Annotated in this window: 14 protein-coding genes; 10 read left to right on the top strand and 4 right to left on the bottom strand. The window is 73.6% G+C overall.

Going from position 1 to position 13,607, the window contains the following annotated elements:
* The first annotated feature begins 28 nt into the window (after window positions 1–28).
* From ABGB17_RS09760 to ABGB17_RS09770, 3 genes are all read left to right on the top strand, one after another.
* Window positions 29–1,447 (top strand): amidase, encoded by a 1,419-nt coding sequence (locus ABGB17_RS09760; RefSeq protein ID WP_347627623.1) that lies wholly within the window; start codon window positions 29–31, stop codon window positions 1,445–1,447.
* A 102-nt stretch (window positions 1,448–1,549) separates the two neighbouring features.
* Window positions 1,550–2,272, top strand: coding sequence for an SRPBCC domain-containing protein (locus ABGB17_RS09765; RefSeq protein WP_347627625.1), 723 nt, complete (start codon window positions 1,550–1,552; stop codon window positions 2,270–2,272).
* A gap of 57 nt (window positions 2,273–2,329) precedes the next feature.
* On the top strand, window positions 2,330–3,136 hold the full coding sequence (locus tag ABGB17_RS09770) for a glycoside hydrolase family 16 protein (protein WP_347627627.1): 807 nt from the start codon (window positions 2,330–2,332) through the stop codon (window positions 3,134–3,136).
* Here ABGB17_RS09770 and ABGB17_RS09775 read toward each other — a convergent pair whose 3' ends face one another.
* A complete protein-coding gene (locus ABGB17_RS09775) occupies window positions 3,137–3,709 on the bottom strand; it encodes a TetR/AcrR family transcriptional regulator (RefSeq protein ID WP_347627629.1) in 573 nt (190 codons plus the stop codon).
* Between the two features lie 133 nt (window positions 3,710–3,842).
* On the opposite strand from ABGB17_RS09775, the gene ABGB17_RS09780 reads away from it, so the two are divergent.
* The gene (locus tag ABGB17_RS09780; RefSeq protein WP_347627631.1) at window positions 3,843–5,171 is read left to right on the top strand and encodes a serine hydrolase; all 1,329 of its coding nucleotides are present in this window, start codon (window positions 3,843–3,845) and stop codon (window positions 5,169–5,171) included.
* Here the strand turns inward: ABGB17_RS09780 and menC are convergent.
* Both menC and ABGB17_RS09790 read right to left on the bottom strand, forming a co-directional pair.
* Entirely contained in the window at window positions 5,161–6,261 is a 1,101-nt protein-coding gene (gene menC / locus ABGB17_RS09785; RefSeq protein WP_347627633.1) for an o-succinylbenzoate synthase, read from the bottom strand. The genes ABGB17_RS09780 and menC overlap by 11 nt on opposite strands.
* 175 nt (window positions 6,262–6,436) lie before the next feature.
* A complete protein-coding gene (locus ABGB17_RS09790; protein ID WP_347627635.1) occupies window positions 6,437–7,564 on the bottom strand; it encodes a M20 family metallopeptidase in 1,128 nt (375 codons plus the stop codon).
* A 160-nt stretch (window positions 7,565–7,724) separates the two neighbouring features.
* Between ABGB17_RS09790 and ABGB17_RS09795 the strand changes: the two genes are divergently transcribed.
* Entirely contained in the window at window positions 7,725–8,513 is a 789-nt protein-coding gene (locus ABGB17_RS09795; protein WP_347627637.1) for a hypothetical protein, read from the top strand.
* On the opposite strand, the gene sigJ is transcribed toward ABGB17_RS09795, so the two are convergent.
* Complete coding sequence (sigJ, locus tag ABGB17_RS09800; protein WP_347627639.1) at window positions 8,514–9,416, bottom strand: RNA polymerase sigma factor SigJ; 903 nt, start codon at window positions 9,414–9,416, stop codon at window positions 8,514–8,516.
* Between the two features lie 34 nt (window positions 9,417–9,450).
* Here sigJ and ABGB17_RS09805 point away from each other — a divergent pair, with 34 nt between their 5' ends.
* The 5 genes from ABGB17_RS09805 to ABGB17_RS09825 all read left to right on the top strand — a co-directional run bounded on the left by ABGB17_RS09805 (window position 9,451) and on the right by ABGB17_RS09825 (window position 13,571).
* Window positions 9,451–10,608: an FAD-dependent oxidoreductase gene (locus tag ABGB17_RS09805; RefSeq protein ID WP_347627641.1), complete on the top strand. Its 1,158-nt coding sequence runs from the start codon at window positions 9,451–9,453 to the stop codon at window positions 10,606–10,608.
* Between the two features lie 31 nt (window positions 10,609–10,639).
* Complete coding sequence (locus tag ABGB17_RS09810; RefSeq protein ID WP_347627643.1) at window positions 10,640–11,629, top strand: phosphotransferase; 990 nt, start codon at window positions 10,640–10,642, stop codon at window positions 11,627–11,629.
* A 200-nt stretch (window positions 11,630–11,829) separates the two neighbouring features.
* A complete protein-coding gene (locus ABGB17_RS09815; protein ID WP_347627645.1) occupies window positions 11,830–12,192 on the top strand; it encodes a hypothetical protein in 363 nt (120 codons plus the stop codon).
* Between the two features lie 24 nt (window positions 12,193–12,216).
* Complete coding sequence (locus tag ABGB17_RS09820) at window positions 12,217–13,323, top strand: ThiF family adenylyltransferase (protein ID WP_347627647.1); 1,107 nt, start codon at window positions 12,217–12,219, stop codon at window positions 13,321–13,323.
* 125 nt (window positions 13,324–13,448) lie between these two features.
* Window positions 13,449–13,571, top strand: coding sequence for a hypothetical protein (locus ABGB17_RS09825; RefSeq protein ID WP_347627649.1), 123 nt, complete (start codon window positions 13,449–13,451; stop codon window positions 13,569–13,571).
* Window positions 13,572–13,607: the final 36 nt, after the last annotated feature.

Consider the following 13,607-nt stretch of genomic DNA (forward strand, 5'->3'; position numbering starts at 1 on the left):
AGAGCCCGCGCGGAAAAGAGCCTCACGCATGGAACTTCACGAGTACGCGGAACATGACGCTCTCGGCCTCGCCGAGCTGATGGCCTCCGGCGCCGTGAGCGCGAAAGAGGTCGAGACGGTCGCGCGGGAGGCGCTGGCCGAGGCGGACGCCGCCGTCAACGGGCTCGCGGCACCGCTGTTCGACGAGCCGCTGTGGCACGCCGACGGCGGGCCGTTCGCCGGGGTGCCGTTCCTCATCAAGGACCACGGGCCGGTGGCGGCCGGGGTGCCGTTCGGCATCGGCAGCCGGGCCCTCAGGGGCGCGGTCGCGCAGCGGGACACCGAGCTGATGTCCCGGTTCCGCATGGCGGGGCTGTCCACCCTGGGCGTCACCACGGTGCCCGAGATGGCGGTCAGCTTCGCGACCGAGTCGGTCAGGCACGGTCTCACCCGCAACCCCTGGGACCTCACGCGGGGCGTCGGCGGGTCGAGCGGCGGCGCCGCGGCGCTGGTCGCCGCGGGGGCGGTGCCGGTGGCGCACGGCGGCGACGGCGCCGGGTCCATCCGGGTGCCCGCCGCCTGCTGCGGGCTGGTCGGGCTCAAGCCGAGCCGGGCCCGGGTGCCCTGCGGGCCGGACGCGGGGGAGGCGGTGCTCGGCATGTCGTACGAGTTCGCGCTCACCCGGACCGTCCGCGACGCCGCGCACCTGCTGGACGCCGTGCACGGCCCCGCCACCGGGGACAAGTACACCGCACCGCCCCCGCGCGGGCCGTACGCCCGCGAGCTCGGCCGCGAACCCGGGCCGCTGCGGGTGGCGGTGACCACCGCCGCCTGGTCCGGTGTGCCGGTGGACCCGGAGGTGGCCGCGGCGGCGGCGCACACCGGGCGCGTGCTGGAGCGGGCGGGCCACCACGTCACCGAGGCGAGCCCGGACGTCGCCTGGGACGCCGTGACACGCAGCATGGTGGCCGGGCTGGCGCACATCGGCTCGCTGTTCCTGCTGGCTCCCCGGCAGCCCGACCCCGCCGAGATGGAGGCGGTCTCCCGGCGCGTGCTGGAGTTCGCCCGAGGCTACGGCGTGGTCGACATGACGGCCGCCGCGGGCGCGCAGAACGAGGTCACCCGGGCGGTGGGGGCGTTCTTCACCGGGTACGACCTGCTGGTCACGCCGGTGCTCGCCCGGTCGCCCGCGCCGCACGGCACCCTGAACTACGACGACCCCGGCCACACCGTGACGAGCTGGGTGGAGGCGCTGTGCGCCTACGCCCCGTTCACCGCGGTGTTCAACATCTCCGGCCAGCCCGCCGTCAGCCTGCCCCTCGGGCACGGCGCGGACGGGCTGCCGATCGGCGTGCAGATCGTCGCGCCGTACGGCCGTGAGGACCTGTTGTTCCAGGTCGCCGCGTGGCTGGAGCGTGCGATGCCGTGGCGGGACAGGATACCGCCCGTTCATGTCGGTGGTCACTGATAGGGATTGCTTCGCGGGCCCGCTGTAGCGCGAAGGCGGGCCCTCGGGCGATATTTCTATCTCGGGCCCGCAGCCCCCCCACGAGCCACCAGGAGGACGGTCATGACCGACGCAGCAGAGCCGCCCGTGATCGAGGTCACCGTCGCGGCACCCGCCGAGACCGTCTGGCGAGCGCTGCGTGAGCCGGACCTGATCCGCCGCTGGCACGGCTGGGACTTCGACGGGCTGGACGAGGAGGTCGAGAGCATCTACGCCACCGGGGTCACCGCGGACGACGCGGCGCACGTGCTCGCCATCCAGGGCGGCGACCGGTTCACCCTGCACCCCGCCGAGGGCGGCACGCTGGTGCGGCTCAGCCGCGGGCCGATCGGCGCCGACCCCGAGTGGGACGCCTACTACGACGAGATCACCGAGGGCTGGTACACCTTCCTCCAGCAGCTCCGGTTCGCCGTGGAGCACCACGACCTCGCCGAGCGCCGCACCCTGATCCTGGAGGGCACGCTGGAGCAGCCCGGCATCCTGGTGGACGCCCTCGGCCTGCACGGGGTGGCCGAGCTGGCGCCAGGCACGCCGTACAAGGCCGAGACCCCGGCGGGCCGGCTGAGCGGCGAGGTCTGGGCGGTGTCCCCCGGCCAGCTCCTGCTCACCGCCGAGGAACTCGGCGACGGCCTGGCCGTGTTCGCCCAGCAGGAGCACACCTCGTACCGCCCCGACGGCGGCGTGCTCATCCTGCTCACCACGTACGGCATGGACCCCGCCGCGTTCGCCGCCCTGGAGAAGCGCTGGAGCTCGTGGTGGGACCGGCACCGCGTCGCGCCGGAATGAGCGCCTGGATGAGCGCCCGGATGTGCGCGGAATGCCGCCCGGCGGCAGGGCGGGGCCGTGACTGAGACCGGCTACGCGCACCGTCTCACCGGCCCCGCGGCGGACTACGAGCTGGTCTTCGAGGACACCTTCGACGGCGCCGTCCTCGACCCCGGCCGCTGGCTGCCGCACTACCTGCCGCAGTGGAGCTCACGCGAACGGTCGGCCGCGCGGTACACCACCGGTGGGGGAGAGCTGCGGCTGCGCATCGAGGAGGACCAGCCGCCGTGGTGCCCCGAGCTCGACGGCGAGGTCCGGGTGTCGTCCCTGCAGACCGGCGTGTTCGCCGGCCCGGTGGGGAGCACCGTGGGCCAGCACCGCTTCCACCCGGACGCGGTGGTGCGGGAGGCGCAGCCCGAGCGGCGGCTCTACACCCCGATGTACGGCCTGTTCGAGCTGCGCGCCAGGGCGACCGACGACCCCCGGTGCATGGTGGCACTCTGGATGATCGGGTTCGAGGACGTACCGGAGCGGTCGGCGGAGATCTGCGTGTGCGAGATCTTCGGCCGCGACGTGCGTCCCGGCTGCGCCGCCGTCGGCATGGGTGTGCACCCGTTCGGCGACCCGGGGATCACCGACGAGTTCTCCGCCGAGGTGCTGCCCGTCGACGTGACGGAGTTCCACACGTACGCCGCCGAGTGGACCCCCGACCACGTGGCCTTCTACGTGGACGGGCGGCGGGTCAAGGTGGTGCGCCAGTCGCCCGCGTACCCCATGCAGCTCATGCTCGGCATCTACGAGTTCCCCGGTGAGGGGCCGCGCCGCCCCTACCCGAAGGAGTTCGCCGTCGGCCACGTCCGCGGGTACCGGCCGGTGAGCCGGTGATCAGGTCTGGGCGTCCAGCAGCACGCGGGCCGCGGTGACCGCGCTCTCGGGTACGGCGGCGGCGCGCACCAGGGAGTACGACATGGCGCCGTCGAACAGCATGAGGAGCTGGTCGGCGAGCGCCTCGGGGTCGGCGGCGCCCATCGCCGTGACCTGGCGGGCGAAGAAGGCGCGGACGCGGAGCTTGTGGTCCAGGGCGACCGCGCGGGCGGGGTGGGCGGGGTCGGGCAGTTCGGCTGCGGCGTTCAGCACGAGGCAGCCGCGGAAGCCGGGCCTGCGGGAGCCGTCGCGCAGGGTCTCGAAGACCGCGAGCACGCGGTCGCGCGGGGCGGCGCCGTCGTCCTCGGGGGGCAGGAGCCTGTCGGCGACGGCGGTGCCGTCGATGGTGAGGTACTCGGTGACCAGCTCGTCCTTGCTGCCGAACCGCTGGTACAGGCTGCGCTTGGACACCCCGGCGGCCTCGCTGATGCGGTCCACGCCGGTCGCGCCGATGCCGCCGGCGTAGAACAGCTCGCCCGCGGTCTTCAGGATGCGCTCGCGGACCATGTCCGTGCCGGTGTCCTTGCTTCCCACCCGACGAGTCTACCCGCTGGAAACAGACCGGTGTCCGCACGGTCGCGGCGCATGACCGTGCGGACGCGCACCGTCAGAGAGGCTACAGTTTCGGCGGACCTGCCCCTTTCCGCGACGCGAAAGGACCCTCACAGTGGCCACAGCAGTGGATCCCGGCCGATGGCACGCCCGCCTCGGTGAGCTGATCGCCGAGTACGGCGTGCCCGGCGCGACCCTGGCGTACCTGCACGAGGGCGAGGTGCACGAGTACGCCGCGGGTGTGCTCAACGTGGCCACCGGGGTCGAGGCGACCCCCGACTCGCTCTTCCAGATCGGCTCGGTCACCAAGGTGTGGACCGCCACCCAGGTCATGCGGCTGGTGGAGGCGGGCAAGCTCACGCTGGACACCCCGGTGTCCGCCGTCCTGCCGGACTTCCGGGTCGCCGACCCGGAGGTCTCCAAGACGGTGACCCTGTGGCACCTGCTCACGCACACGTCGGGCATCGACGGCGACCTGTTCCTCGACACGGGCCGCGGCGACGACTGCGTGGCCCGGTACGTCGCGGCCTGCGCGGAACTGCGGCAGAACCACCCGCTCGGCGCCACCCACTCGTACTGCAACTCCGGGTTCATCATCGCGGGGCACGTCGTCGAACGCGTCACCGGCAAGGTGTGGGACGCCGCGCTGCGCGAGCAGATCGTCGAACCGCTCGGCCTGACCCACACCTGGACCCTGCCGGAGGACGTGCTGCGCTTCCGCGGCGCCATGGGCCACCACAACGGCGCGCCCGCCCCCACCTGGGGCCTGATGCGTTCCTGCGGCCCCGCCGGGCTGATCTGCGCCCGGGCCGCCGACGTGGTGGCGTTCGCCCGCGCGCACCTCGGCGACGGGCTGCTGGCGGCGCCCCGCGTGATGTGGGAACCCCAGGTGGACGTGCCGAACCCGCACGCCCTCGGCAAGCAGTGGGGCATCGGCTGGGTGGTGGACGACTGGGAGGGGCGGCTGGTCCTCTCGCACGGCGGCAACACCATCGGCCAGTCGGCGATGTTGTGGATGGTGCCGGACGCCGGCGCGATCGTGTGCGTGCTCGCCAACGGCGGGTACACCTCGGCGTTCCAGCACGCCGTGGCCACCGAGCTGTTCGGCGAGCTGATCGGCGTGACCGTGCCCCCCATGCTGGCCCCGCCCGCCGAGCCGTACGAGACCGACGTGGAGCGGTACGCCGGGGTGTACGAACGGGAGGGCAACCGCCTGACGCTGACCGTGCGCGACGGACGGCTCCACCTGCACGACGAGATCACCGGCGCGCTCGCGGGCACCGAGGAGCCGACGGAGATGGACCTCGTCCCGGTGAACGACACCACTTTCGTCGGGCGCCTGGAGGGCCGGCCCAACTGGATGTCCGCCGTTTTCTACGAGCTGCCCGGCGGCCGGCCGTACCTGCACCTGGCCGCGCGGGCCACCCCGAAGGTCAGCGGCTGATCCACTCCGTGGCGACCGTCACCTCGTCCAGGGCCGCCGGGATCGGCGCCACACCGATCCCGGGCCCGGTGGGCACGTCCAGGTGGCCGTCACGCAGCTCGAACGGCTCGGTGATGTCGGCCGTGTAGTAGCGCCGCGAGGCCGAGGTGTCGCCGGGCAGCGTGAAGCCCGGCAGCGCCGCCAGGGCGACGTTCGCGGCACGGCCGATCCCCGTCTCCAGCATGCCGCCGCACCAGACGGCGATCCCGTGCGCGCGGCACAGGTCGTGCACCCGTTTCGCCTCCAGGTAACCGCCCATGCGCCCCGGCTTGATGTTGATCACCGAACAGGCGCCGAGGGAGATGGCCGCCGCGGCGTGCGCGGCGGACTCGATGGACTCGTCCAGGCAGACCGGCGTGGAGATGCGGGCCGCGAGCCTGGCGTGCTGCACGATGTCGTCGTCGGCCAGCGGTTGCTCGACGAGCAACAACCCGAAGTCGTCCAGCCTGGCCAGATGGGGTGCATCGGTGAGGGTGTACGCGGCGTTGGCGTCCACCTGCAGCGGCACGTCCGGCCCGAAACGCTCACGTACGGCACGCACCGGCTCGATGTCCCACCCCGGCTCGATCTTGAGCTTGATCCTGATGTACCCCTCGTCCAGATACCCCGCCACCGCGTCGAGCAGCTCCGGGATCGAGTCCATGATCCCGACCGAGACCCCCGCCGGCACCCGGGTGACCGCCGCACCGAGAAACGCGCCGAGGGACTGCCCGCTCCCACGCAACCAGGCGTCGAGCACCGCCGCCTCCAGCGCGGTCTTGGCCATCCGGTGCCCCTTGAACGGCCGCAGGGCACGCTCGACGGCGTAGGGGTCGGCGTCGTCGGGCAGCGCCGGGATCAGGAACCGGCGCAACACGTCGGCGGCACCGTCGACGTACTCGGAGGAGTACAGCGGCGCCGACATGGCGACACACTCACCCCACCCCTCGGCGTCCGGGGTGACCACACGCAACAGCAGCACTTCACGCATCGTCTCGGTCCCGAAGGACGTGCGGAACGGCGCCACCAGCGGCATCGCGATCCTGCGCATCTCGATCCCAGTGATCTTCATGCCCGTGGTGGATGTGCCCGTGGTGGATGTGCCCGTGGTGGATGTGCCCGTGGTGGATGTGCCCGTGGTCGGCGTGTCCATGGCCGGTGTTCCTGTGGTTGACGTGCCCCTGGTGGTCATCGTGGTGTGCGGCGTCCGCGCCGCGTCTCCCTTCCGCTCGTCCCGGCGCCGCGCCTCATGCGCGCACCGCCTCGATCAGGCCCCTGAGCAGCGCGGCCCGGCCCGGCATCTCCGCCACGATCACGTGCTCGCCCTCGGCGTGGGCGCCGCCGCCGACCGCGCCGAGACCGTCCAGGGTGGGGCAGCCCACGCCGGCGGTGAAGTTGCCGTCCGAGGCGCCACCCACCCCGGCCCCTTCGAGCGGCCCGAGGCTGAGATCGGCGGCGACCCGCTGGGCGAGGGCGAACAACTCAGCCGAGGAATCCGGCTCCAGGGGCGGCCGGTTGGGCCCGCCGAGCACCTCCAGCCGCGTGCCGGCGATCCGCGGAGTCAGCGCGCGGATCAGTTCGTCCACCCGATGCTGCGCCGCCACGGTGGGCACCCGCACGTCCACCGCCACCCGGGCCTGCGCGGGCACGGTGTTGGTCGTCGTCCCGGCGGACGAGAGCGTCGGGGTGACGGTGACCGGCCCCAGTTCCCCCGGCCGGCCGGTCCGCGCCGGGTTCGCCCCGTTGACCCGCGCGGCGAGGCCGTCCAGCGCGAGCACCTGATGAGCCAGCTCCACCCCCGCGTTCAATCCCTTACCCGGGTCCAGCCCCGCATGGGAACTCCGCCCGTGCACGACCAACTCGTAGTTGGAGGTCCCCTTCCGCGCGATCTTCAGCGCTCCTCCGTCCGCGCTCGCCTCCATCACGAACGCCGCCGCGCACCCCCGCGCCGACTCCTCGATCAGCCCCCGAGACGTCGGCGACCCCAGCTCCTCGTCCCCCGTGACCAGCACACAGACCCCCTCTAATGACGACAGCCCGGCCAGCGCGTGGAACATCTGCACCAGCCCCGCCTTCATGTCGAACACCCCAGGCCCCCGCGCCACCCCGTCCACCACCGACCACGGAATCCTCCCCAACGTCCCCATCGGCCAGACGGTGTCGTGATGCCCGAGCAGCAACACCCTCGGCTCCCCGAAGCTCCACCGCAGATGCGAGACCCCCTCGATCACCACGGTCTCCGCCGCCACCCCCAGCAATCGCTCCCCGAACTCCCCCACCACCCCGGCGCTCCGCGCCACCGCCCGATGATCGGCCGAGAAGGATTCACACTCCACCAGCACAGCGAGATCCCCGAGCATGACATCCAGATCCACCGGCGTCCTCCGATCCACAACTACCGACGACCGTATGCCAGCCCTCCACCCCACCCCCGCCCGGGGTCCGCACCTTCCGGCCCGCGCCACTGCGGCATCGGGCGATATTTCCCTGAAGAACGCGACATACCAGAGCGATCCCGCGGAGTACATTTGCCCCGTGGCGGAGCCCGGCACCACTTCAGACGCGGCACCCGCCGAGGCGTCCGCGCGGGGGGTGCTGCTGACCGCCCATCTCCTGGTGACCACGCTCGTGGCCGTGTTCTCGCTGGTGATGGTCGTGCTGCTGGTGATCGGGGCCGGCTCCCCCTTGTGGCGCGTGGTGATGTTGCTGGCCGCCGGCGCGGGTGTGGCGGTGGTCGTCGTGCGGATCCCGGCCTCGTGGCGGGCACGCAGCGGGCTGCTGGTCACGGCGTTCGTCGCCACCGTGGGGCTGATCCCGGTCCTCATCGTGAAGGGCGACAGGGCGGGGCGGGTGAACGTCTCCTACATGGCCGACCTGGTGCGGCGGGGGCCGTTCACCGAGCAGTTGCCGCGGCCGCTCACGATGAACGGCTTCAAGGACGTCCTGGTGTCCGACTCGCTGGACAAGGTGGACGCCGTCGCGCTGGAGTTGTCCTGGCCGGACGAGTACGACCCCTTCGAGGGCTTCGACGGCCCGAACGTGCACATCGAGATCTACGACACCCCGGAGCGGGCGGCCGAGCGGGCCCGCGAGCGGTTCGTGGCGATCAAGAAGCAGTACCCCGACTCCGGACCGGCCGAGGAGCGCGCCGGGGGGTACTTCGTCTTCACCGACTCCGAGCTGTGGGCGGGCGGCGCCAAGGGACACGCGTACGTGGAGGCCTACTCGTTCCAGCCGAGCAACGCCGACCTGGCCCTCGCCGGCGGCACCGTCACCGCGGTGCTTCGCTACACCGACCGCATGGCGGCACAGGCCGGCGGCTGATCACGAGCGCCATGACCGCACCCCGGTCAGCTTCGCCGGGTTCACGACGAAGTCGAGTACGGTGATCCGGCCGCCGGACATCTCGATGCCCACCACGCCGAGCACCGTACCGTCCAGGTGCAGCACGAACCCCGGCCCTCCGGCCAGCACGACAGGGGACGGCAGGAAGCCGCCGTAGCGGCGGGTGAGGCCGGACAGCAGCGTCATCACCCGGTCGCGGCCGTGGACGTCCACCCGCGCGGCGGGCACGGCGCCGCCGCCGTCCGAGCGCAGCACGACGCCGGGGTCCAGCAGGGCCACCAGCTCGGTGAGGTCGCCGTCGGCAGCGGCCCTGAGGAAGACCTCGCTGACCCGGCGGTGTTCCTCGGCGGACACCGGCGCCCGCGGCGGCGCCTCGGCCCGTACCCGGCGGCGGGCCCGGGACGCGAGCTGGCGGCACGCCTGCGGGGTGCGGCCCGTCACGGTGGCGACCCGGTCGAAGTCCATGCCGAACACGTCGTGCAGCACGAACGCGACCCGCTCGGCGGGAGTGAGGCTCTCCAGTACCAGCAGCACGGCTGTGCGCACCGATTCCCGCAGCGCGGCGATGTCCCCGAGGTCGGTGTCGTCGTACCCGGCCAGCGGCTCGGGCAGCCACGTGCCGGCGTAGGTCTCCCGGCGGGCGCGGGCGGAGCCGAGCATGTCGAGGCAGACGCGGGACGTCACGGTCGTCAGCCAGGCCCGCGGGTTCGACAGGCCGGCGGGTGCGGCGCGCAGCCGGGTGAACGCCTCCTGCACCGCGTCCTCGGCGTCGGCGGCGGTGCCCAGCAGGCGGTAGGCGACGGCGAACAGGTACCGGCGGTGCTCGGCCCACTGCTCGGGCACGCTGTCGTCACCGGCGTCGTGCGGGGCCCCGTCCTCCATGTCACACGATTGTGGTCTACGTCGTCTTCGGGGCATGACGCACATCACCGTTGTCGGGGGCGGGTTCGCCGGCCTGGTCGCCGCGATCACCTGTGCCGAGGCCGGCGCCCGGGTCACCCTGCTGGAGGCGCACCGCACGCTCGGCGGCCGGGCCCGCGCCACCCGCCCGCCGTACGTCGCGCACGACGGCCCGCACGTGCTGTACCGCGACGGGCCCTGGTGGCGCTGGCTGGCGGCCCGCGACCTGCTGGGGCCGTACGCCGGGTTGTCGCCGCGCGCCGTGGCCGGGTTTCGTTTCCGGTACGGCGGCCGGTTCCGCCGCACTCCGCCGGCTGTGCTGCTGCGGGTGCTGGCGGACCGCCGCGCGACCGCCCCGGTGGACCGGTCGTTCTCCGACTGGGTGAGGTCCCGGCACGGCGAGCGGGCCGCGCTCGCGGCGTCCGGCCTCATGGGTGTCGCGACCTTCGACGCCGCACCGGGCCGGTTGTCGGCCGCGTTCGTCTGGCCGCGGCTGCTGCGGGTGTTCGCGCCGAACCCGCCCGCCCGCTACCTGACCGGCGGCTGGAACGGCCTGGTGGACCGCCTCGCCGCGCACGCCCGCGCACGAGGCGTCGCCATCGAGACCGGCGCCCGCGTCACGGCCCTGCCCGAGCCGCCCGTCGTCGTGGCCACCACGCTGGACGCCGCAGGACCACTGATCGGCACCGGCTTGCCCCACGTGGAGAGCGGCCGCACGGTGCTGCTCGACCTCGCCGTACGGTCCCGGCGCGGCGACGCGTTCGCCGTGTCCGACCTGGACGCCGCCGGCTGGCTCGAACGCTACACGCTGCCCGACCCGGGCCTCGCCCCACCAGGGGAGTCGCTGGTGCAGGCCCAGATGCCGATCAGGGACGGCGAGAGCCACGCCGGCGCCAGAGCCCGGCTGGAGGTGCTGGCCGACCGCGCGCTGCCCGGCTGGCGCGACCGGGTCACCTGGCGCCGCGACGGGGTCGCCCACCGCCGCACCGGCGCGCTCGACCTCCCCGGCACGACCTGGCGCGACCGCCCGGCCGTGCCCCAGGGGGACGGGGTGTTCCTGGCCGGGGACATGGTGGCCGCGCCGGGGCTGCTCAGCGAGGTGTCGTTCCACAGCGCGGTCGCCGCCGCCGAGGGCGCGCTGGCCGGAGCGCGGCGGCGGGAAAATCGTTTCTGATCTCCCTGCGGGGGCCGGTACCCTCGGCGCCGTGCGCGATCAGCCGATGGACGTGGACGAGGGCGCGTTACTCGACGCCCTGAAGGCATGGGGGATCGCCCCCGAGGCGGTGGCGTACGCGCCCGTGGGTTTCGGCGACCACCACTGGATCGCCGGGGCCGCGGGCACCGCGGAGGCCGGCGGTGCGCGATGGTTCGTGACCGTGGCCGACCTGCCGCACAAGCCCTACTGCGGCGACGGGGCGGACGCCGCCTTCGCCGGGCTGCGCCGGGCCATGGACACCGCCTGGTCCCTGCGGCACGAGGCGGGCCTGCCGTTCGTCACGGCGCCGCTGCGCACGGCGGCAGGGGAGACGACCCTGCGGTTCGGGCAGCGGTACGCCGTCAGCGTCTTCCCCTACGCGGACGGCGTGGCGGGCGACTTCGGCCAGAAGCTCACCCCCGGGGAACGCGCCCCCCTCATCGACATGCTCGCGGCCCTGCACGGCAGCCCGCCACCCGCGGCGATCCCCGCCCGGCCGCTCGCGCTGCCGGGCCGGGCCCGCCTGGAGAAGACCCTCGCCGAGGTGGGCCACCCGTGGGAGGGCGGCCCGTACGCCGAGCCGGCCCGCGACCTGCTGGCCGGGCACCTCACCGCCTTCCTGCGCCGCCTGGAGGAGTTCGACCGCCGGAGCGCGGAGGTGCGCGGCGAGCCCGTCGTCACCCACGGCGAGCCGCACCCCGGCAACCTGCTGCGCTCGCCCGGCGGTCTCCTGCTGGTCGACTGGGACACCGTGGGTCTCGCCCCGCCGGAGCGCGACCTGTGGCTGGCCGCCGCGGACCCCGCCGACCTCGACCGGTACACCGAGGCCACCGGCCGCCGTCCCGACCCGTCGGTCCTCGCGCTGTACCGCCTCCGCTGGAGCCTGGAGGACGTCTCGCTCTTCCTGGAGTATTTCCGCTCCCCGCACGGGCGGACGGCGGACGCCGAGCAGTCGTGGTCGGCGCTGACCGGCACCATGGAATGGCTGGCAACGACCTAATAGCATTGTTTCGGACGCATTCCACCCGAAAAAACGTTTCGCCTCCACGAACCAGTGGGAATTCCATGGCGCCCGGCGATTCTTGTCCAGGCCGCCGCAGGTCCCCGGCGGGAGCGGAATGCCGGAACTTCCCGGAGAAACACCCCGCGCAATTCCCGCCGGGGGTGAATGCTCGGAGGGTGGATACTTTTTTCGTGTGGATGCACGGTCCTTCCGCCGGGCCGTCGACATGGGTGCCGGTCGCTGAGAAGTCGCGGACGCGAGGACACGGCAACGCCGGCTTGTTCGTCCCCCTGCCGGCGGCCGGGCACGGTGACCGGGTGTCGGCCTGCTTGTTCGTGGACGCCACGCCGCCGCCCGGCGGGGTGGCGAGAGCCGCGCAGTTCCCGCCTTTTCCGCGGGACCTCGCCGACCCGGCCGGCGTGTTGCCGAGTTGCACCCGCCGGTGGGACGCGGTGGCGTCCCGCGGCAGGCCCGTGCACCACGTGGCGGGCGAGCGCCTGCACCGGGTCGTCGCACCTGGTGCCGTGGCGGACCGGCTGACGGCCGCGGTCCTCCGCTGACCCGTCAGGCGAGGGTGAGGGGCGGTGACCGTCGAAGCGGACGGGGCGCCCGCGATACTGCGTCCCCGGGTGAAACCAGAGCATCGCCCGCACCGCTACCCGGACGGCACGGTGCGCGTGGGCGGCGAGATCTACGGCCTGGCGGCCGAGATCAGCGACCCGCGTGGCTGGGTGTGGGCGGCGCTGACGCTGATGGACGGCACCCTGCCGGTGCCGGAGATCGTGGCGCGGCTCCGGCGGCGGTTCCCCGAGCTGTCGGCGCGGCAGGCGGAGGCGGTGGTGGGGCAGCTCATCGACTCCGGCTACGTCGAGGACGCCGCGGCGCAACCGCCGGCGGAGCTGACCGCGCGCGAGCTGGAGCGCTACAGCAGGAACCACGCCTTCTTCCGGCGTGCCGACCTGATACCGCGGGCGCACGGCTGGGAGGCGCAGCTCGCGTTGAAACGTGCCCATGTCGTGGTGGTCGGGCTCGGCGGCACCGGCAGCCACGTGGCGTGGGCGCTCGCCGCGGCCGGGGTCGGGCGGCTGCACTGCGTGGACCCGGACGTCGTCGAGCTGTCCAACCTGAGCCGCCAGGTGCTGTACGTCGAGGCGGACGTCGGGCTGTTCAAGGTGGACGTCGCGCTGCGCCGGCTGCGCGAGGTCAACTCCGACGTGGCCGTCAGCGGCGACCGTACCCGGGTGGCGAGCGCGGCCCGGCTCTGGCGGCTGGTGCGCGGCGCCGACATGCTCGCGCTGTGCGCCGACGAGCCGGGCGGCCACCGCCTGCGCGTCTGGGCCAACCGCGTGTGCGGGCGGGCCGGCATCCCGTGGGCCGGCGGCGGGTACAGCGGCCCGCTGGTGACGGCCGGCGTGTACGGGCCGGGCGGGGCGTGCTACGAGTGCGTCAGCGCCGGCGAGGGTGCCCGGCGCCGTCCGGGCACGCCGGTGGACCTCGGCGGGCCCGGCGTGCTCTCCACCTCGGCCGGCCTGTCGGGGCACCTGATGGCCCACCTGGTGATCGCCAGGATCACCGGGGTGCCGCCCATGCCGCCGGGGCGGTTGATCGGGATGAACCTGATCGCGCCGGACCAGCACGTCGACATCCGGCACCCGCCGCGGGAGGACTGCCCTATCTGCGGTGATTCATGAGGCCGAATCGCTTGACCGGCGGGGGCCGGTGCTCGGAGGATCGAGCCACACCGCCGGGGCCGTCCGAGCCGACGGGGTGATCGGACTTCCGCCGGCACCGGCTTCAGTAAGGGGAGTGTGGCGCCATGCCGTTCGCGGAACACGAGATCCAGCCCGGCGAGCTGGAAGGGGAGGTGCGGGCGACGATCGTCATCCGCAGGCTCGACCAGTCAGAGACCACCGCCGACAGCTCCGGCAACTCCAACTGACCACCCATCGCCCATAGCACGGAAGGCCCCTGGCCG

The organism is Sphaerisporangium sp. B11E5 (genome assembly GCF_039871875.1).
Classification (GTDB): Bacteria; Actinomycetota; Actinomycetes; order Streptosporangiales; family Streptosporangiaceae; genus Sphaerisporangium.